Below are 18,521 nucleotides of genomic sequence, written 5' to 3'. Positions count from 1 at the left end.
GCTCAAGGACAGCCGGAGCTGACCTGGAGCGCGTCGTAGGCCATCCACCCGTTGCGCTTGGTTCCGGTGGTGGCCGCGATGACGTAGCCATACAGGAACTTCATCTCCCCCGACTGCTGACGGTAGCGGCCCGCGCTGTCCTGGACCCAGAGGGGGATGTCGATGGAGGGAACGCCATGCTCCGTGGGCACGTCCAGGCGCTGGAACTTCGTGCCCGCGGGGAAGTGGTCCACCGCCGGCCCGCCCAGCGCCATGCCCGGGACGTTGAAGGCCAGGTTGACCGAGCGCACGCCGTTGGCGCGCACCAGCGGCAGGTAGTCTCCCGCGCGCTCGTGCGTCGCGTCGCTGTCGTAGACGACCTTCTTGAGCTCCAGCACCGGGTCATGCGAGTTGCGCACGGCGTAGCAGCCCAGCTTGTCCAGGCCCGCGCCCAGGGCGGAGACGTGGCCGACCTTCTGCTCGAAGGACGTGCGGCCCAGGATGCTGGAGATGGGCAGCCACCCGGCGCTCGAGTTGGACGTCGACACCGCGAAGGCGTGCAGCTCCCCGGCGAACGTGCGCGTCTGGCCGTAGTTGAAGGCGGCGCTGGTGCGCGTGTTCGTCCCCACCACGGTGCCGTTGCCGTCCCGGATGGGAACCCCTGTCGAAAGGCCCCAGTTGTCGTCCGCCGGGTCGTTGGTGGGGACGCGGTTGCCCCCGCTCACCTGCAGCTTGCAGTTGTAGGGGCTCACCAGGCAGTAGCCGCCATTCACTCCGGAGAAGGCCGCCTGCTCCCGCGTCGCCAGCGCTCCTGCCGTGTCCTCGCCGTCGAGGGAGCTGGCACCTCCGCAGGCGGTCGTCGTACACAGCAGGAATCCGAGACTCGTGAAAATCAGTTTTCGCATATCAACCGGAAATAATGGAAAGTCCGTGTCGTCGTCAATGCGCGCTTCGTCGAGCGCGTACGTCATGCGGAGAAGTCAGACAGTGGACAGGTCGCGCCGTGTTTCATGGGCGCCAGGCTCGACAGGGGTCGGTGTATGGGATTGCGGCGAAGGTGGGGCGCTCTGTCATTGCGCGGGTCCTGGCGCTTCCCGCGCGAGGGGGTAGTCTCGCGGGGAGATGGCCCGCCCCACCGAAGTCCCTGTCCCCCCGCGCCGCTTCCATGACGAGCCGCTCGTCCTCATCCTGCGCCACCTGAGAGAGACGCTCGCGGAAGAGGGCGGGGTGCGCATCGAGGTGCCGGACCCGGACCTGGGCCGGGGCTCCTATCCAGGGGAGCGCGTGGGGCCGGGGCAGGGGCTGGTGCACCGTCCGCTGCGAAGCTGGTGTGACCTGGCGGAGGGCCTGGCGTGTCGCCTGCTCACGCCCCGCGGCGTGGACGCCACGCATGTCTCGCTCACCTTCGAGCCGCTGGGCCCGGAGGCCTCCTGGCACGCAGGCGGGACTCCCGCCGGGGAGGTGTCACTCCAGGAGCGCTACGGCGTGGACTCCGCCTTCGCGCGCGTGCGCAAGCTGGAGGACGCGGGCTTCCTGTTGCCCTGGCTGGAGGTGCTGGGCCGGGTCCGCCTGCCTGACGGCGCACGGGTGCTGGACCTGGGCGTCAATCGCGGAGATGAGCTGGCGGCCTTCGCCTGGCTGGAGGGCGCGCCGGACGTCACCTTCGTGGGGGTGGACCACAGCGCCAGCGCGCTCTCGGAGGCGCGGGCCCGCTTCCCCGACGCGCGTCACTCCTTCCTCGTCGCCGACCTCAACGCGCTTCCGGAGGGGCTGGGCCGCTTCCACCTGGTGGTCTCGGTGGGCACGCTGCAGAGCCCCGGCGTGGATGACCACGCGCTCCTGCGCACGCTGGTGCAGGAGCACCTGGAGCCCGAGGCCACGCTGGTGCTCGGCTTCCCCAACTCCCGCTTCCGCGACGGGGAGGTCATCTACGGCGCCCGCGTGCGCAACCTGCGCGAGCCGGACTTGTCCCTGTTGGTGAAGGACCTCTCGTTCTACCGCCGCTACCTGCACCAGCACGGCTTCCGCACGTTCCTGGGAGGTAAATACGACTTGCTGCTCACGGCGGTGCGCGGCCCGGGTCAATCCTCGGCCTGAACGTCCTCGGGCTGGACGCCCCAGTCCGCCAGCACCTGCGCCTCGTCCTCTTCGCTCTTCGTCTTCTTGAAGCGGGCATCGGACACGCCCTTCACCCGTCGCTCACACGCGGCCCACGTCGAGTGGCGCTTCACGCTGCGGCCCACCTGGCTGAGGTACGAGTGTGCCTTGGCCTTCTTGTCCCGCTCCTCCCGGGGCTTCTCCGGCGGCAGGGACGTGTCCTCGGGCACGTCGTACACGTCCACGTCATAGCCGGCGAGCGGGCCGCTGTAGAGCCGCATGCCCTTGCCGCGCGAGAAGGACACGGCGATGGCGTCCACCCGCTCGTTGCCCGGCACGCCCACGTGCCCGCGGACGTAGTGCCACTCCACGACGGCGGCCTCGCCCGAGTGGGTCTGCTTGCGCTGGGCCAGGAGTGCCATCAGGCGCTTCCAGTAGATTGTGTTGGCCACCTCCTTGCCGTCAGCCGTCTTCCAGCCGCGCTTGCTCCAGCCGAAGGCCCAGCGCGTGGCGCCCTGAATCACATAGGTGGAGTCCGTGTGGATGTGCAGCGGCCCCGGCGTCGCCTCCAGGTGGCGCAGCGCCTTGCCCACGGCCGTCAGCTCCATGCGGTTGTTGGTCGTCTCCGGCTCGTGGCCGCCCAGCTCCGTCACATGGCCGTCGGGCGTGGCGATAATGGTGCCCCAGCCTCCCGGGCCCGGGTTGCCGGAGCAGGCTCCGTCGGCGAAGACGAACGTGGCATTGCTCTTCATGCCACCACCCTAGGCGCCCCCGGGTTCGCCCTGCCAGGAGGACTCGCGCCGCCGGCGTCCTCGGGCTGACACGAAAGTCGTGATTCCGCGCACGGCCGGAGACTCCCTCGCTGGTACTTCGCCCTGGTACATGGCTTGCTCTCGGCCCCCCCGGCTCGGGCCCCATGGGCCGAGGGTGTCCGAGGGAAGGCCCGTCATCGTCATGCAGACCGCGCATCCTGCTTCGCCACCTCCTCCGAGCTCCTCCTGGCCCCATCCGTCGCGTGCCCGTGCGTGGGCCGCGCGCCTGGCCCTGCTGTTGGCGAGCGTCGCCTCGGTGGCCACGTCCATGTCGGGCCCGTCCCCCGTCGTCGTCGAGTCCGAGCCGGGCACGCTCCAATTGTCGGACGCGTCTCCCACCGCCCGCGCGGTCCTCCCGGTGAAGGTGCACGTTCCCAGGGGCTCCACGCAGACGGTCTGGGTGACGATGCGCGCGCCGCTCTTCGCGAAGTGGACCCCGGACGAGGCGGGCGCTCAGGAGCAGCCCGTCATCGAGGCGAGGCTCGTCTTCGGTCCGCGCGCCGTCACCCTGGCCACCTCCGCGCCCATGGCCGCTGGAGAGGCGGGCGCGGTGCGCTTCGAGGCCTTGTCGGATGGGGATGTCTGCCGGCTGGAAGAGCCGTGTGAGTGGGAGGCGGCGCTGGAGCTGACCCTGCAGGGCGCGGCCGAGAAGGACATCCGGGGCACCGTGGACGTGGAGTGGCGGGTGGTGGCCGAGGTGAGCATCGACGACACGGAAGACTCGGCGCCGGATGGGCTCGAGGTCATCCTGGGGCCCCGCTGAGCGGTGACTGTCTCCATCCCCACCGCCAGGACAGCGCGGCCCGTGCCGGGCGACACGCTCCTGCATCCGCTCGTGTTCGGCGCGGTGCTGGTGCTGGTGCTCAATGACCACGTGCTCAAGGCCCGCTGGCCGTCGTGGTGGACGGGGAAGCTGTCGGACGTCGCCGGGCTGGCCATGTTCCCGCTCCTGCTCCAGGGGCTCTGGGAGCAGTCCCGCTCGCGTGGGGGCCTGTCGTTCCAACCCTCGCGCGCGGTGCTGACCACGTGCGTGGTGATGACGGCGCTGGTCTTCACCGCCATCAAGGTGTCCGAGCCCGCCGGTGACTGCTGGCGCTGGGGGCTGGGCACGTTGCAGTGGCCGGTGCGCGCGGCGTGGGCCTGGCTGTCCGGGCGGGTGATTCCAGGCGTCGCGCCGGTGGCTCACACCATGGATGTCACGGACCTGCTGGCGCTGCCCGCGCTGTCACTCTCCCTGTGGCTGGGGCTGCGACGCGTGAAGCACCTTCGCTGAAGCGGAAGGTCAGAGTGAGCCGAGGAACGTGAGCAGGGCCTCCCGGTCCTCCAGCAGGAGCCGCGTGTAGCGCTCCTGCGCGGGCGCGGCCTCTCCGCCATGCCACAGCACGGCCTCCTCGAGGTTCCGGGCCCGGCCGTCATGCAGGAAGCGCGTGTGGCCGCTCACCGTCTGCGTCAGGCCGATGCCCCACAGGGGAGGGGTGCGCCACTCCTGGCCGGTGGCGAGCCCGTCAGGACGTCCATCCGAGAGGCCTTCTCCCATGTCGTGCAACAGCAGGTCCGAGTACGGGAAGATGCGCTGGCGCGACAGCTCCGGGAAGCCGGGGACCTCCTCGGTCTCCAGGGGCCGGTCCACGTGGCAGGAGGCGCAGCCGATGGCGCGGAACACCGCCTTGCCGCGCAGCACGCCGGGCGTGTCCCACTCCCTTCGCTTCGGCACGGCCAATAGCCGCGTGTAGAAGACGAGCCGCTCCAAATCGTAGTCCTTCACGTCGGGCAGGGTGGCGCCCGCGGGTGTGCCCCCGGGCTCCTGGGCGCGGGGATACACCTCGTTCGTCAGTCCCATGTCCGCCACCAGCGCGTGCGTCACCTGCTGGAGCAGCGTGGGCTGATTGGCCTTCCACCCGAAGCGGCCCATCCGCGTGCGGCGCTCCTTCACGTCCTCCACCTGGTTGGCGCGCCCGGAGATGCCGTCGCCGTCGCGGTCCTCGGGGTCCGCCAGCGCCAGCAGCGTCTCTTCGGGAATGGCCTCCAGCAACCCCAGCCCGAAGTTGGCCGGAGCCACGCGGGGCGAGAACGGTGTGCCGTCCTCCAGCGGGCCGCGCGTCAGGTCCTTGAAGCGGTAGCGGGGGCGCAGAAGGGAGTAGGGCTCTCCGGTGGAGAACGTGCCGCTCAGCTCCTCGTGGCCGACTTCGACGGTGCCCTCACCACGAGGCTGGCCGAGCTGATGGAGGTCGAGCTGCTCGCCGTACACCGGATGAGGTCCGGGGCCCGTGGGGGAGCCGAGCTGGAAGGCCATCGACACCAGGGGCTCGGAGGGCGACAGGGGAGGGCGTCCGCGCCCGTCCTTCACGTGGCAGCCCATGCAGGAGTTGGAGCTGAAGAGCGGGCCCAGTCCGGGGCCATGGCCGGGGTCGCTCCAGTCGCGGTCGAAGACCCTCTTGCCCAGGTGGAACTCCGGCCACCGGGAGCGGTCCATGTTCGGCGGCGAGCGGCCAAAGGCATTGCGTCCCGCGTCCGTCACCGTGGCGGCGCCACCGGGCAGCTCCTCGTCCGGCTCCAAGGCCAGGTCTAGCTGTCCCAGGACGAGGGGCGGGGGCAGGGGACGACGTCCCGTCTGCGCCCACACCGCGGTGAGCAGCAGGGCTCCAAGAGGGATGCCCAACAGGTACAGCCGCCGGCTCATCGGGGTGTCTCCAGGGAGGCGGGAAACGACACCGGGCGGGACAGGACGGCTCCCGCCCGGTGGGGCGCCCGTGCTCAAGGCACGGGCGGGACGACTACTTCGCCGCGGGCTTGAAGCCCTCGCTCAGGATGTTCATCCCCTGCGCGGTCGCCTTCACGTCGATGCCCGTGAAGCCGTTGTACGGGTAGTGGCCGTCCTCGATCTCCTCGATGAACTCCACGGAGTCGCCGGTGAGGACCTTGCCGTCATCCAGCGCCACCGAGAAGGTGGAGCCGTCGGTGCGCAGACGCCAGCCGCACGCGCCCACGTTGGCCGGCGCGGTGGGCGCCTCGCCGGTCTTGTTCCAGATGATGTCCAGCTCGAAGAAGTCCGCGTACGCAATCAGGAAGCGGATGAAGTCCCGCCAGTTGGTGAAGATGATCATCCGGTTGGCCGTGTTGGTGGACGTGCCCTGGAGCACACCCTCGCGGTACACGTTCATCCGGTAGTTGGAGCCGCCCGGCGCGCCGCTGAACGTCGGGGTGATGAACGCGCTGTTCGCCTCACGACCCGGCGTCACGCGCAGCGTGCTGACCACCTGGTCGCCCGAGCGCGCGTCCAGCTGCAGCACGCCCGAGGTGCTGCCGAACTTGATCTCCGACGCCTGCGTCCAGCTCGCCGCGCGGGCGAAGGTGCTGGAGACACCGTCCGTCTTCGCGCTGCGCAGGTTCGTCACGGCCAGGCCCTGCTCCGTCGACGCCAGCCGGGCATTGCCCAGCGCGCAGCTGTTGATACCGTCGAAGCGCTGCGTGCACTTCGACTCCGCACCAGCCTCCTGAGTGGCCACGTCACCGTCCGCCGTCGTGGGCTCCTCGCCCTGACAACCCGACATCACGCTCAGAAGCGCCGCCGCGAAAAAATGGCCCATCATCTTCAACCGCATGGATTTACCTACCTCTTGAATAGGGGGGTCTTCTCCGCCAGGAGATCGCTGCATCCGGTGCCGGCCCAGCCCGAATGCTCTCCTTCTGGCGGCGAGCCATCCCCTTGCACCCCGCAGGCCAGCGCCTGTCGGCATGTCTCGCCTCCTCTGTATCAGCAAGGAATTGAGCCATGCGCCCGCGCCCCTCTGTAACGTGTGCAGTCACAGCTCCGAGTTGAATGTATCGTTTCATGCTACAGCGTATTGACCGAGCGTGACATTGACACATCCCATGCGTGTGGTGCGTTCCCGGGCATGTCTTGGTATGGGGTGATTCCGATTCCAAGAATCATTGTCAAGATGGTGGAGGCCGCGAATTTGGACAAGTCGCGCCATCGGGCTTTGTGCGCCCTCCTTGCTAGGTCTGTTCTCCCGGCCAAGGGCGGACAACGCTGCTTTTACGTTGAGACTGGAAGGTGGGCCCTGGGTCGAGGCCGCCTGGACAGGAATAATGCGGAGCCGGTATAAAACTATCTGTCAGACCGGAGACACAGGTGATTCCACCAACCTCATACAGGTCCTGACGCTCTGAGAAGGGGGCATTCCCATGGCTCGTTCGTCGTTGTCCCGCGGTGTCCGTCTGCTCAATCGCGGCCTTTTCTCGTCTGTTCTCGCGGTATCCCTCTCGGCATGTGAGCCGGCGGGACAGGCCGAGCCTCTCAAGCCCGCTCCTGTGGAAACGGAAGAGGTGGGCGTCGACGCGAAGGCGCTGCTCGACCGCGTGGCGGCGTCCTCGCTGCGGCCGCTGTCCCATGAGCCGGTGCCGCAGGTGGTGGGCAGCCGCATCATCAACAAGGCCGCGGCCATCCGTCTGGGCAAGGTCTTCTTCTGGGATATCCAGACGAGCGGCGACGGCCAGACGGCGTGCGCGAGCTGTCACTTCGCCGGCGGCGCGGATGACCGTCGCGTCAACACCGTGCACCCGGGCGTCGACAACGTCTTCGACAGCATCTCCGGCCCCGGCGAGACGTTCACCCTGGCGAAGATCACCAGCGATGACCGCATCGGCTCCCAGGGTCCGCTGCGCGCGCTGTTCCTGGGGCTGAACCCGGACCCCTCCGTCGCGGCGGACTCCTGTCTGTTGCTGCCCGACGTCCCGTTCCACGAGCACCGGCTGGTGGGCCCGCGTCACAGCCCGACCGTCCTGGGCTCCGGCTTCTACCGCAACCAGTTCTGGGGCGGCGAGGCCAACCACTTCTTCAACGGCGTGAACATCTGGGGCTTCACCGGCAACAACACCCAGGGCTTCCTGGCGCGCATGGAGAACGCGTCGCTCGCGTCCCAGGCCACCGGCCCCGTGACGAACTTCTCCGAGCAGTCGTGCTCGGGCCGCAACCTGCTCGGCCCCGGCAGCCTGGGCGCCAAGCTGGCCGTGCGCCAGCCGATGCAGCACCAGCGCGTCTCCACCACGGACAGCGTGCTGGGTCACCTGGCCAACCCCACCGGTCCGGGCCTCCTCTGCAACGGCGCGCCGTGCACGTATGACCAGCTCATCCGCGAGGCCTTCGGCGACGCGCTGGCCAACATCTCCGTCAACGCCTTCTCGCTCATCTGGGGCGAGGCGCTCCAGGCCTACCAGGCCACGCTCATCCCGGACCAGACGCCCTTCGACAGCTTCCTGCAGGGCAACCTGGGCGCGCTGACGAACAAGCAGCTCAAGGGCCTCAACGTCTTCGTCGGCAAGGGCGAATGCGTCAACTGCCACACCGGCGCCATGCTGTCCGACGCCACCATGAGCTGGTACGAAATCGCCGGTCCGCTCAACCGCGACGGCGGCGACACGGGCTTCCACAACATCGGCGTGCGCCCCACCGACGACGACCTGGCGCGCGGCGACCTGGGCATCTTCGGCGGCGTGCCCAACTCCATCAGCCAGTCCCCGTTCGACATGGGCGCGTTCAAGACGCCCACCCTGCGCAACGTGGGCCTGACGGCGCCGTACTTCCACAACGGCGGCTACCCCACGCTCGACGACGTGGTGGACTTCTACGCGCGCGGGGGTGACTTCAACAACCCGGAGAAGTCGCTCGACATCAAGGAGCGCGTCTTCAGCGCGAGCGACCGTTCCGCGCTGGTGGACTTCCTCTCCAACGCGCTCACCGACTGCCGCGTCTACACGTACCGCGCGCCGTTCGACCACCCGGAGCTGCCGTTCCCCAACCGCGAGACGCTGCCCGCCACGGGCCGCGGTGGCCGCGGCGCCTGCCGCTAGGCCCGGCTCCACGCTGGTGCTGAATCAGAGCCACCCGAGGGGCACGTCAAGCCCCCCAGGTGGCTCTGTCCTTTTGCGCGGGATGTCAGGGCTCGCGCGAGAATGGATGGAAGTCTCGGCTCCCGGGGCTCGCTTGATGGTCCGGGGGCCCCGTGGAAGAGTTCCTGGCCTCGGTGTCAGGTCTGAACAACAGGTTCCTCCCAGGAGTTGTCGCATGAGTGAGCAAGCCGTGCCCATCGACCCGCATGAGACGCTGTACCTGCCCATGCGGCGCCGCTTCATGAGTGAGTACGTCCAGACGCCCGAGGGCACGAACGAGCTGCGCATCTATTACGGGCTCAAGGAGATCTCCATCGAGGAGGCGGACCTGCACTCCTTCGGTGAGAACCTGCTCAAGCAGGACCAGTTCATGGCGGCCATGGCCACGCGCTGGAGCAACGGCGAGCCGTATCCCTGGGAGCGCATCAAGGAGCTGCTCGAGCAGCTGCTCGCGGAGAACATCCTGTCGCGCGAGGCGCCGAAGCTGTCGCAGGAGACCGACTACCACAAGATGGTGATGGAGTCGGAGGCCCGCAGGCCCGCGCCCACGGAGGCCCTGTGGTGGAACCCCGACACGGAAGGGGTGCTGCAGAAGCTGGTGGGCCGGCCCATGGAGTTCGGCTTCCTGGAGGCGATGCTGCCCGTGCACCGCGCGGCGCACGCGGCGCTGGATGCCGAGGGGCGGCACATCGGCGAGAACAACGTCTTCCCGGACTCCATGCGCATGCGGATGGAGACGGAGTGGCGCATGTGCCCGTACCCAGGCAGCCGCTTCAAGGACGACGCGCTGATGAACGTGACGGCGCTGAAGTCCATGTCCAAGCACTGGAAGCCCACGCTCCAGGCGATGCTCATCCTGCGCGACGCGTTCCTGAAGCGCTATCCGCTGCTGCCGGACGGCCAGTGGCGCATCGGTGACTTGCACGCGTTCAGCTGCGCGGTGCTGGCGTTGCCGTCGTCGATGCTGCTGCGCGGCAAGGACCCCATCCCCAACGGGACGCTGGACCCGGTGCTGTCCTCGGTGTTCCGCGTCACCGACGGCGTGCGCATGGTGAGCATCTACCTGATGTTCCTGCCCGAGCAGCCCATGCCGTACGAGACGCCCATCAACCCGGCGTCGCTGCTGCACCTGACGGAGCGCGACAACCACTTCCTGTCCACGCGTGGCGTCTGCGCGGGCCCGCCGCACATGGTCGACGAGTTCTTCGCGACGATGCTGGACGGCAAGCCCATGGCGGGCGAGCCGCTGCCGGAGCCGTCGTGGCTGGAGGCGATTCCCGCCGCCATCGACTACGGCCTGCGCGGGCTGCAGCTCTACTCGCTCCAGTTCACCCTGTGGGCTCACATGTGCGCCACCTACGAGCGCATCCGTGACGCGGTGCTGCAGGCCGAAGCCCCGGCGGACAGTGGCTGGGGTCGGCTGCGCCAGCGCATCGAGAAGGACTGGAAGGTCATCCTCCCCACCCGGCAGAACACGTTGGTGCAGCGGGAGTGGGCCAAGGCCCGCTACGTGGAGATGTATGACCGCGCCCAGCGCGGCCTGCGTGGCTTCAGCGAGGAGAAGCTGCAGAACATCAGCGACGTCTTCTCTCCGCCGAAGGACGCGATGCACGCCCAGACGGTGGAAGCGCTGCGCACGCTGTTCCGCGAGCGCGCGCCGGTGCCCGAGGGCTCACGTCCCGAGCTCATCGACGCCGTCGTCGAGGCGCTGGCTGACTACCTCACCATCGAACGCTCCGCCCTGGGCACGCTGGAGAACGTCCAGCGCGAGGTGAACGCGCTGCTCCAGCGAGAGCATCCGGACCGGCACTTCACCAACCTGGACCTCTCCATCCACCACCGGCTGCGTTTCGCCACCATTGGCGTGCTGCCCTACCTGCTGGATGTCTTTCGCGAGGAGCTGGGGGTGGGCATCGAAAGCAATGTGTCGGCCGTCAAAATCACGCCCGGAACGCCCCGCGCTGTCGCTGCTTGAAATGACGCAACGTTTCACTCCCGGGCCTGGGAACATTCATCCATGTTTCAGGTCCGGGTAGCTTGACTCACTTGTTTCACCGACTTATATCGGTGAGCGCCGATGCGGCAGTTGTCGTGACTGTCGCATCTGGTGTCGCTGTCCCGAAAACCAGGAGCGAGCACATGCAGATCAAGACCAAGGTTCGTGGCGGTCCCCGTGCCTGCGGTGGCGTCCTCGCCGTCTGAGAAGTCTCGTAGCTGAAAATCTCAACATCACACCAGGAGCAAGCACATGAAGATCAAGACCAAGATTCGTGGTGGTCCTCGCGGATGTGGCCCCGGTGGTGTCAGCTACGAAGTGCTGGAGTAGTTCTCCCTGACGCAGCTTCACGACTCACACCAGGAGCAAGCACATGAAGATCAAGACCAAGGTTCGTGGCGGTCCCCGTGGTTGCGGTCCCGGCGGCATCAGCATCGAGTACGCCGAGCTGTGATTCATTGCTGATGGCTGGTCCTTCGGTCGTCAGTGGGCGGAGCTTCCGCCTGCTGGCGACCGTTGTCATTTCCGGGATGTGGCGCGCCGCGACGGCAGCGCCCGCCCGGGGACCTGGACGGCCCCACGGGCGAGGCCTCGCGTCAGGGGTGGGCGATGACGATGAGCGTGGGCGCCCGCGCGTTGACGCAGTTCATCACCTTGCGCATCGTCACCGGGTCCAACGCGCCGAACGCCTCGTCGAGCACCACCACCTGGACGCGCTGGAGCAGGGCGCGCGCGACGAAGATGCGGCTCTGCTCCCCGTGTGAGAGCTGCCAGCCGCGCTCGCCCACCATCTGCAGGATTCCGGCGGGCATGCGCTGCAGCAGGTCCCCGAGCCCCAGCTCCTCGCACAGCTCCCGCGCCAGCTTCATGTCGTCCTGCGTGTGAGGCCAGGAGCGGCCCAGGAGCAGGTTCATGGCCAGCGTGCCGGAGACCACGTGGTTCTCGTGGAACTGGGGCGCGCCCGCTATCTGCGCGCCCCAGCCGTCCGGTGTCCACGTGGACATGTCCAGGCCGCGCAGCAGCACCACGCCGGAGCCCTGGCGCCGCAGGCCCGTGAGGATGGAGGCGAGGGTGGACTTGCCGGAGCCGGACGGCCCCTCCAGCAGCACGCGCTCTCCGGGGCGGATGGACAGCGAGGCCCCCTCCAGCACCGCGCGCGGCGAGGTCGGGTGCTTGAAGTACACGTCGCGCACCTCGAGCAGCGCCTGGCTCTTCGACGGTGCCTCGGTAGAGGCGAGCGGCGCCACCTGGGGCACGCCGTCCTCGCCGTCCTTCGTCGCGCCCACGGCGCCGGCGAGCCGGGCCGCGTCCAACATGGGGCGCACGCCGGTGAACAGCACGCGCGAGCCGATGAGCGCCAGCGCGCCCACCGCCAGGGACATCACCGCGCGCGCCCCCAGCAGCGCCGCGCCCACGCCCACCGCGATGCTCGCGGTGGAGGCGCCGGCCAGCACGTTCGGCAGCGTGGCGATGATGGCCACCGGCAACACACCCCGGCGCGCGAGCGTCATGATTCGCGCGGTGCCCGAGTCCCAGCGCTCGGAGGCATCCGAGTAGCGGGCCACCTCCTGGTCCTCCTCCTCGTGCCAGCGCGACGGCTGCTCCTGCGCCAGCCGGGTGCGGTGGCCGAGCATCCGCTCGATGAGCGCGTGCGTCATCACCACGCGCGCCTCCGTCCAGCCCCGGAACAGCGCCGTCTGCCGGGCGATGAGCACGCCCAGCAGCGCGCAGAACACCAGCAGCGCCGCAAGCCCCAGCCAGCCCGCGGGACCGGACAGGGTGACGCTGGCCGCCAGCGTCAGGTCCACCACCGCGAGCAGGCTGGTGAAGCTGCCGGCCAGCACCATCTGCTCCATGCCAGCGCTCTCGAAGGTCCTCCCCACGTACTCGCCGATGCCGCCCCGGCGCGCCTCGTCCACCGGCAGCGAGAGCGCTCCGGCCAGCAGCCGCCGGCGCAAGAGCGCGGAGAGGTCCAGCGCCAGCGTGCCCTGTGTCCACGCCAGCGCCGCCTGCAGCGGCACCGCCGTCAGGCCCATCAGCGCCCAGGCCCACAGCCAGCCCTGGTCCAGCTGCCCCTCGAAGGCCCCCTGGCCAATCAGCCACCAGCCCGCGAGCACGCAGACCTGGATGAGCACCGCCAGCACCAGGAGGAGCATGATGCGGGGCGGAGCCGACAGCGCCTTCAGGTGGTGGAGCAGCCTGGCTCCGGGTGGCAGGCGCAGCGTGCGCGCGGCGACCAGGTGCGTGTTGGCCAGCTGCGCGCCCAGGAGCGCGCGGCGGGCGAGCGTCCGGTGCGGCTCACGCAGCCCCGTCCCCGCGAGCACCTTGTCCACGGTGTTCCCCTGCGTGCCCTCGACGAGCGCCTGCACGGCGGCGGTCAGCTCGTCCATGGGGACGTCGCGGACCGTCTCGTCGGGCGTGAGCACGCGCGCCGTCGCGCCGGACGCCGACACACGCAGCAGCGCGACGACCTGGATGCCCTCGGGGGTGAAGACGTCCAGCAGCGCGGGCGCGGCGCGCTGGATGGCCTTCGCCACCTCGCCATGACGCGTGTAGTGCAGGTCCAGCTCCAGCCCCTGGGCCTGGGCCGCCGCGTCCAGCCACTCGCCCAGCCGGTTCGGGTCCTCCGGCGCCGCGCCCATCAGCTTCGCCGAGGTGCGCGGCAGGGGCAGGCCCACCCGGCGCGCCAGCGCCTCCAGCGCCTCCGCGCCCCGCTTCATCGGCCAGGCCCGGCCCGCCAGCGGCCCCGCCTTGCTCCGGGTCGACTCCTTCGCCACGCCGCTCACGCCGCCCCCTTCCGCGACGCCTTCGCTTCGCTGGCGGGCTCTTCGTTGAGCAGCCCGTGGTCCAGCACCATGCGCCGCCAGCCGCCGTGGCCCGTCAGGTCCCGACGCATCTGCTCCTCCTCGTCGAGCAGCGAGCGGTACACGGAGTCCTCGCGCTGGGCGAGCCGCTTCGGATGGTCGTCCTCCACCAGCTGCCCGCCCTTGATGACGAGCACCCGGTCGAACGTCAGCGTCTCCGAGATGTCATGCATGATGCACAGCATCGTGGCGCCGGCCAGCTCCGCGCGGGAGCGCTCCAGCAGCGCCGCCCTCCGGTCTCTCTCCAGGCCGCGGAACGGCTCGTCGAAGATGGCCAGCCGCACCCCGGGACGCAGCAGCGCCCGGCCCAGGCGCACCCGCTGCCCCTGGCCGCCGGACAACAGGCTGCCGCCCTCGCCCAGCTTCGTCTGAAGGCCATGGGGGAGCTTGTCCAGGAACTCGATGAGGTCCGCGGAGCGCAGGGCCTGGCCCACGCGAGGCAGCACGTCCGCTGTCTCCACGCCGTACGCCAGGTTGTCCACCAGCGACTTGTTCCACAGCGTCACGTCGGGCTCCACCCAGGCCGTCTGCCGCCGCAGCCGCGCCAGCACCTGGCCCTCCAGCGGCGCGCCGTCCACCTCCACCCGCCCCGACGACGGCCGGTGCCAGCCCAGGAGGATGCCCACCAGGGACGACTTGCCCGCCCCCGAGGGGCCGACGATGGCCACGTGCTCCCCGGGCTTCACCGTCATGTCGATGCCCTGCAGCACCGTGAAGCCCGCGGCCTTCACCTCCACCTGCTGGAGCTTGAAGCCCACGCCTCCCGTCGCGGTCCTGGCGTCCACGTCCGCGGCCGTCTCCAGCCCCGCGCCCACCTCGTCGGGCGTCAGCAATGGCTCCATCAGGCGCGCGGTGAGCGACGACGCGGCGGGGTACTGGCGCAGCGCGTCCGCGAGCTGCTTGCCCAGGGTGGCCACCGCGAGCGCCCAGTAGACGAGCAGCAGCACCGCCCCCGGCTGGATGCCCTGGGACACGGCATGCAGGACGATGGCCACCGAGCCGCCCGTGGCGACCATGGTGGCGATGGTGTCGGTGATGATGCCCCGGCCTAGCAGCGTGCGCGCGGCGCGGACGAACTCGTGCAACGGCTCTTCATGAGCCCGGCGCAGCGTCAGCTCCGCGCGGTGGGCCCGCAGCGCCACCGCCCCGCGCATGGCGTCCAGGTAGAAGCGCGACAGCACGCCGTCGAAGTCGCGCATCCGCCGGTCCGCCTCCAGGAGCGAGCGCTGGGCCAGCAGCGGGACGGCGAGCGCCAGTCCACCGCCGATGATGATGAGCGGGGCGCTTCCAGGGGCCAGCCACGTCAGGCCGGCCAGCGTGACGAGCAGCTCCGAGGTGGCACGCAGCACGCCCACCGCCATGGTCGGCACGCTGCGCACCTGGTGGATGCCGTGGCAGCGCTGCGCCATGTCGGAGACCAGCCGGCTCTTGAAGTAGCGGTCTCCCAGGCGGGGAATCTTGTCGAGGAACGCCAGCCGCAGGCGCACCTCCAGCCGCCGGCCCAGCCGCAGCGTCCCCTGCGACAGGGGCAGCTCCATGGAGAAGAGCATCCCCATCAGCACCAGCAGCGTCACGATGCCCGCCAGCCGCTGCTCCTGGGTGGTGAGGTAGCGCCCCGCGTCGATGATGCCGCGCAGCAGGAGCGCCTCCAGGAAACCGCCCACGGCGGCCGTCAGGGCGATGGCCGCGAGCACGGAGGGCGCCAGCACGCCGTCCTTGCGCATCAGCGCCACCAGCTCCCTCAGCGGCCGTGTTGGAGGCTCGCTCAGGGCCGCCTGGAGCTCCGCGGACAGGGGTGGCTCGTCCTCGCCGCGCTCCGTCTTCTTTCCCCGGGCGAGGATGCCCACCACGCCGCGCAGGGTGACCTCCTCCGCGTCGGCGGGCCCCACCGCCGTCCAGTAGGAGGAGGGGATGACCGTCTCCGCGCGCCCCTCCTCGAGCGCGATGCGCACCTCGCGCAACAGCTGCTCCAGGAAGCGGGAGGAGGCCTCACCCCGCTGGACACCGCCACCGTCCACCAGCGTCTGCACCAGCCGCGTCGCCGCGTCCAGGCAGGCCACGCCCTTCCATGTCTCGTCCGCCAGGGCCTCCGCGAGCAGCCGCTCCGAGAGCGCCTTGTCGGCGAGCGCTCCCAGCCGCAGGCGCATGCCCGCGAGGAACTCCTCCGTGCCGGCCCACTCCCGGAAGCCCTCGGCGGGGACGGGCAGGGCGTGGACATAGAGCCGGTCCATCAGCTCGTTCACGGACACCCAGCGCCGTCCCAGCGCGGGGTCCATGATCTGCACCAGGTTGCCCCACCGTCGCCAGATGACGATGAAGTGCAGGTTGCTGTCGGCCAGGCGCACCACCGCGAGCGCGGGCAGCGCCTTCGTCTCCGGCAGGAGCACCTGGTCCAGGGGGAGGACGACCTGGGTGGCGTCCAGGCCCAGCTTGCCGGCCAGCTCCTCCAGCACGTCGATGGACGTCCCGTCGATGTCCGTCTGGCAGGCCTCGCGCAGACGGCCGTAGCTGACCGACACTCCGAAGCCGTCGAACAGCGCCTTCAGCGCCGCCGGACCGCAGTCCATGGCTGAGGTCTGGATGACCTCGGGAATGAGCAGCTTGCGTGTGCTCGCCATGGCTCAGTTCCCACCCCTCGACATCTCCAGCTCCCGGGGCGTGCGCGGCGGCAGCGGGCGCGAGCGCGCGGGCGCCTCCAGGCCCCGGCCCAGCGCCCGCAGCACCAGCCGCAGCGGCGTGGCCTCCTCCACGGCGATGTCCACCGTGCCCGGCAGCCCGTGCTCCATCGGGATTCCCACCGGCATCTCGTCCACGGACAGCTCCACGCGCACCAGCCCGTCGCGGGCCTCGCTCGCCACCGCCACCACCGTGGCTCGCACCATGCCGAACTCCGTCCAGGAGAAGCCCTCCAGCTTCATCCGCGCCCGCTGGCCGGCGCGCACGCGGCCCAGGGCCGTGGCGGGGGACAGCTGCGCGACGACGCGCACGTCCCCCCCCGCGACGACGGTGGCGATGCGGTCCCCGGCCCTCACCTGCGTGCCGACGCGCACCGAGCTGGTCTCCCCGAGGATGCCGTCCGCGGGCGCCTTCACCACCCGGCGCTCCAGTTCGTCGCGCAGCCGCTCCACGGAGGCGCGCGCCACGTTCTCCCCGGACTCCAGCTCCGCTATCTGCCGCCGCAGCGCCGCGACGCGGATGCGCCGCTCGGTGGTCAGCATGGTGCCGTCCATCTTCACGCGCGCCAGCGCCGCGCGCGTGGCCTGCTCCACCGCCTGCGCCCGCTCCAGCTCCGTGCGCACCCGGCTCCACTCCGACTCGCTCACCAGCTGCCGTGAGAAGAGCTGCTCGGTGCTCGTCTTCTCCTCCAGGGCCCGCCGCGCCAGCGCCTCCGCCTCCGCCAGCCGGGCGCGCGCCTCGTCCACGCCCGCCGCGCCGCGCTCCTGCTGGGACTGCAGCGCGCTCTGCTCGGCGTCCAGCTCCGCGCGCGCCGCCACCAGCTGCGGCCCCACGCCCTGGAGCAAGGCCTCGGCTTCCGCGAGCAGGCGCGCCTCCTGCTCATGCGCCAGCTCGAAGAGCACCTCGCCCGCGGTGACCTGCCGGTGCAGCTCCACCCGCGTCTTCACCAGCCGCCCCTCCACGGGCGCGTCGACGGCGTAGACCTCCCGGTGCACCTCCAGCCGGGCCTGCACGCTGGGCTCGTAGACGGTGATGCGCGCCCTGACGAACCAACTGCCCCAGACGATGAACAACCCCACCGGCAACAACCAGAGCGCCGAGCGCCCTCGTCCCCGTACCAACGCGCGCATGGTGCGCGGGAACATTCCTTCACCAACTCGCATGGACGAAGCCTACCTCATCACCGTTGTTCGACCGACTCCCCGAGCAGCCCCGGCGCGACGCCGGCGACCCGTCGCCCATCATCACCCGGCGGGCTGACGGCCGACTCCCATTCATGCGCACCACCGCGAGCCGGGGCCCTCCCGCCTGGCCTTGCTTTCCTCCACGAATGCACAGCCCTCCCGAACCTGGAGCCCTCTGTCCGGTGACGCGCCGCCCCGGCCAGTCAAGGGTTGTGCCGGTGATTCCAATTCAAGGGATAGGGCAAACCCATGCGTGAAAACATGTTTTAAAGGTATTGCGACGCGCGGCGTGATGCGGCCTCCACGTAGATGGAACCGTGAGCCGCCCGGCGCGTGTCTCACGGCGCCCCGCGTGCCCGGACTCTGTAGAAATACCCGACCTGGGGGATTTCAGGACCCAGGGTCATTCTCTCGTTTCAATAAAATGGGTGAAATCTACAAGTATGCGGATCTAAAGGGGATGACAGGTTTTTCGGATGAAGGCTTGACTCCGATTTTTCATCGATTTTTAATGATTCTACTCCCGGTGTGTATGGGCTCACCCCTGTACGGCCGGGAGAGAACGCGGTCTCAACAGGAGAAAGCACATCATGAAGATCAAGACCAAGGTCCGTGGCGGTCCCCGTGGTTGCGGTCCCGGTGGCATCAGCATCTATTACGACGACGTGCTGACGCAGATCCCGTAGTCCTCATCCGGGCGAAGTCCGCTCGGAATGGACACAAGGTCGCCAGCGGGCGGAACATCGCTCGCTGGCGATTTCTATTTGGAGGGCCCTCTCGCCGTGTGTCGTTGTTTCGCGAGGTTTGAGAGGGGTTGTGGCGTGTCAGGTTACAAAGACTTTCGTCGCAATCTTCGCGGCACGACTTGACTGGCCGATTACACCCGTCTTTAATGATTCTACTCCGGACGCGAAGCGATGAATCGAATCGCATGCAATGGCGGAAGGCTCGCCGCGTAGTTCCGGAGGTCTGGGAATAGCGAGCCGGGCGGAGGGTTTCGAGGGGACGGGTGAGCCCAGGT

Annotated in this window: 12 protein-coding genes; 5 read left to right on the top strand and 7 right to left on the bottom strand. The window is 69.5% G+C overall.

Annotated features, from left to right (window positions below):
- Positions 1-2: 2 nt before the first annotated feature.
- A complete protein-coding gene (locus LZ199_RS25505; protein ID WP_253996362.1) occupies positions 3-884 on the bottom strand; it encodes a hypothetical protein in 882 nt (293 codons plus the stop codon).
- 217 nt (positions 885-1,101) lie between these two features.
- Here LZ199_RS25505 and LZ199_RS25500 point away from each other — a divergent pair, with 217 nt between their 5' ends.
- The gene (locus LZ199_RS25500; protein ID WP_253996361.1) at positions 1,102-2,076 is read left to right on the top strand and encodes a class I SAM-dependent methyltransferase; all 975 of its coding nucleotides are present in this window, start codon (positions 1,102-1,104) and stop codon (positions 2,074-2,076) included.
- Here the strand turns inward: LZ199_RS25500 and LZ199_RS25495 are convergent.
- The gene (locus tag LZ199_RS25495; RefSeq protein ID WP_253996360.1) at positions 2,061-2,828 is read right to left on the bottom strand and encodes an RNase H family protein; all 768 of its coding nucleotides are present in this window, start codon (positions 2,826-2,828) and stop codon (positions 2,061-2,063) included. The genes LZ199_RS25500 and LZ199_RS25495 overlap by 16 nt on opposite strands.
- 202 nt (positions 2,829-3,030) lie before the next feature.
- Here LZ199_RS25495 and LZ199_RS25490 point away from each other — a divergent pair, with 202 nt between their 5' ends.
- A complete protein-coding gene (locus tag LZ199_RS25490) occupies positions 3,031-3,651 on the top strand; it encodes a hypothetical protein (RefSeq protein WP_253996359.1) in 621 nt (206 codons plus the stop codon).
- Positions 3,652-3,654: 3 nt separating this feature from the next.
- On the top strand, positions 3,655-4,161 hold the full coding sequence (locus LZ199_RS25485; protein ID WP_253996358.1) for a hypothetical protein: 507 nt from the start codon (positions 3,655-3,657) through the stop codon (positions 4,159-4,161).
- Positions 4,162-4,170: 9 nt separating this feature from the next.
- On the opposite strand, the gene LZ199_RS25480 is transcribed toward LZ199_RS25485, so the two are convergent.
- On the bottom strand, positions 4,171-5,568 hold the full coding sequence (locus LZ199_RS25480; protein WP_253996357.1) for a di-heme oxidoreductase family protein: 1,398 nt from the start codon (positions 5,566-5,568) through the stop codon (positions 4,171-4,173).
- A gap of 94 nt (positions 5,569-5,662) precedes the next feature.
- Complete coding sequence (locus tag LZ199_RS25475) at positions 5,663-6,490, bottom strand: hypothetical protein (RefSeq protein WP_253996356.1); 828 nt, start codon at positions 6,488-6,490, stop codon at positions 5,663-5,665.
- A 727-nt stretch (positions 6,491-7,217) separates the two neighbouring features.
- Between LZ199_RS25475 and LZ199_RS25470 the strand changes: the two genes are divergently transcribed.
- Both LZ199_RS25470 and LZ199_RS25465 read left to right on the top strand, forming a co-directional pair.
- Positions 7,218-8,741, top strand: a complete 1,524-nt coding sequence (locus LZ199_RS25470) for a cytochrome-c peroxidase (protein ID WP_253996355.1) — start codon at positions 7,218-7,220, stop codon at positions 8,739-8,741.
- Positions 8,742-8,955: 214 nt separating this feature from the next.
- Complete coding sequence (locus LZ199_RS25465) at positions 8,956-10,755, top strand: hypothetical protein (protein ID WP_253996354.1); 1,800 nt, start codon at positions 8,956-8,958, stop codon at positions 10,753-10,755.
- Between the two features lie 617 nt (positions 10,756-11,372).
- On the opposite strand, the gene LZ199_RS46760 is transcribed toward LZ199_RS25465, so the two are convergent.
- The 3 genes from LZ199_RS46760 to LZ199_RS25450 are packed head-to-tail and all read right to left on the bottom strand — an operon-like array spanning position 11,373 to position 17,446.
- Positions 11,373-13,562, bottom strand: a complete 2,190-nt coding sequence (locus LZ199_RS46760; RefSeq protein WP_253996353.1) for an ATP-binding cassette domain-containing protein — start codon at positions 13,560-13,562, stop codon at positions 11,373-11,375.
- Complete coding sequence (locus LZ199_RS25455) at positions 13,559-16,258, bottom strand: ATP-binding cassette domain-containing protein (RefSeq protein ID WP_253996352.1); 2,700 nt, start codon at positions 16,256-16,258, stop codon at positions 13,559-13,561. The genes LZ199_RS46760 and LZ199_RS25455 overlap by 4 nt, the downstream gene beginning before the upstream one ends.
- 3 nt (positions 16,259-16,261) lie before the next feature.
- A complete protein-coding gene (locus tag LZ199_RS25450) occupies positions 16,262-17,446 on the bottom strand; it encodes an HlyD family secretion protein (protein WP_253996351.1) in 1,185 nt (394 codons plus the stop codon).
- Between the last annotated feature and the right edge of the window lie 1,075 nt (positions 17,447-18,521).

The sequence above is a fragment of the Myxococcus qinghaiensis genome (assembly GCF_024198215.1).
Taxonomy (GTDB): domain Bacteria; phylum Myxococcota; class Myxococcia; order Myxococcales; family Myxococcaceae; genus Myxococcus; species Myxococcus qinghaiensis.
The sequence above is the reverse complement of the archived record's forward strand: the minus strand, read 5'-3'. Positions and strand labels throughout refer to the sequence as shown.

Coding starts and splice junctions, on each gene's coding strand:
- LZ199_RS25505 (WP_253996362.1), bottom strand. CDS start 884: ATGCGAAAACTGATTTTCACGAGTCTCGGATTCCTGCTGTGTACGACG.
- LZ199_RS25500 (WP_253996361.1), top strand. CDS start 1,102: ATGGCCCGCCCCACCGAAGTCCCTGTCCCCCCGCGCCGCTTCCATGAC.
- LZ199_RS25495 (WP_253996360.1), bottom strand. CDS start 2,828: ATGAAGAGCAATGCCACGTTCGTCTTCGCCGACGGAGCCTGCTCCGGC.
- LZ199_RS25490 (WP_253996359.1), top strand. CDS start 3,031: ATGCAGACCGCGCATCCTGCTTCGCCACCTCCTCCGAGCTCCTCCTGG.
- LZ199_RS25480 (WP_253996357.1), bottom strand. CDS start 5,568: ATGAGCCGGCGGCTGTACCTGTTGGGCATCCCTCTTGGAGCCCTGCTG.
- LZ199_RS25475 (WP_253996356.1), bottom strand. CDS start 6,490: ATGCGGTTGAAGATGATGGGCCATTTTTTCGCGGCGGCGCTTCTGAGC.
- LZ199_RS25465 (WP_253996354.1), top strand. CDS start 8,956: ATGAGTGAGCAAGCCGTGCCCATCGACCCGCATGAGACGCTGTACCTG.
- LZ199_RS25455 (WP_253996352.1), bottom strand. CDS start 16,258: ATGGCGAGCACACGCAAGCTGCTCATTCCCGAGGTCATCCAGACCTCA.
- LZ199_RS25450 (WP_253996351.1), bottom strand. CDS start 17,446: ATGCGCGCGTTGGTACGGGGACGAGGGCGCTCGGCGCTCTGGTTGTTG.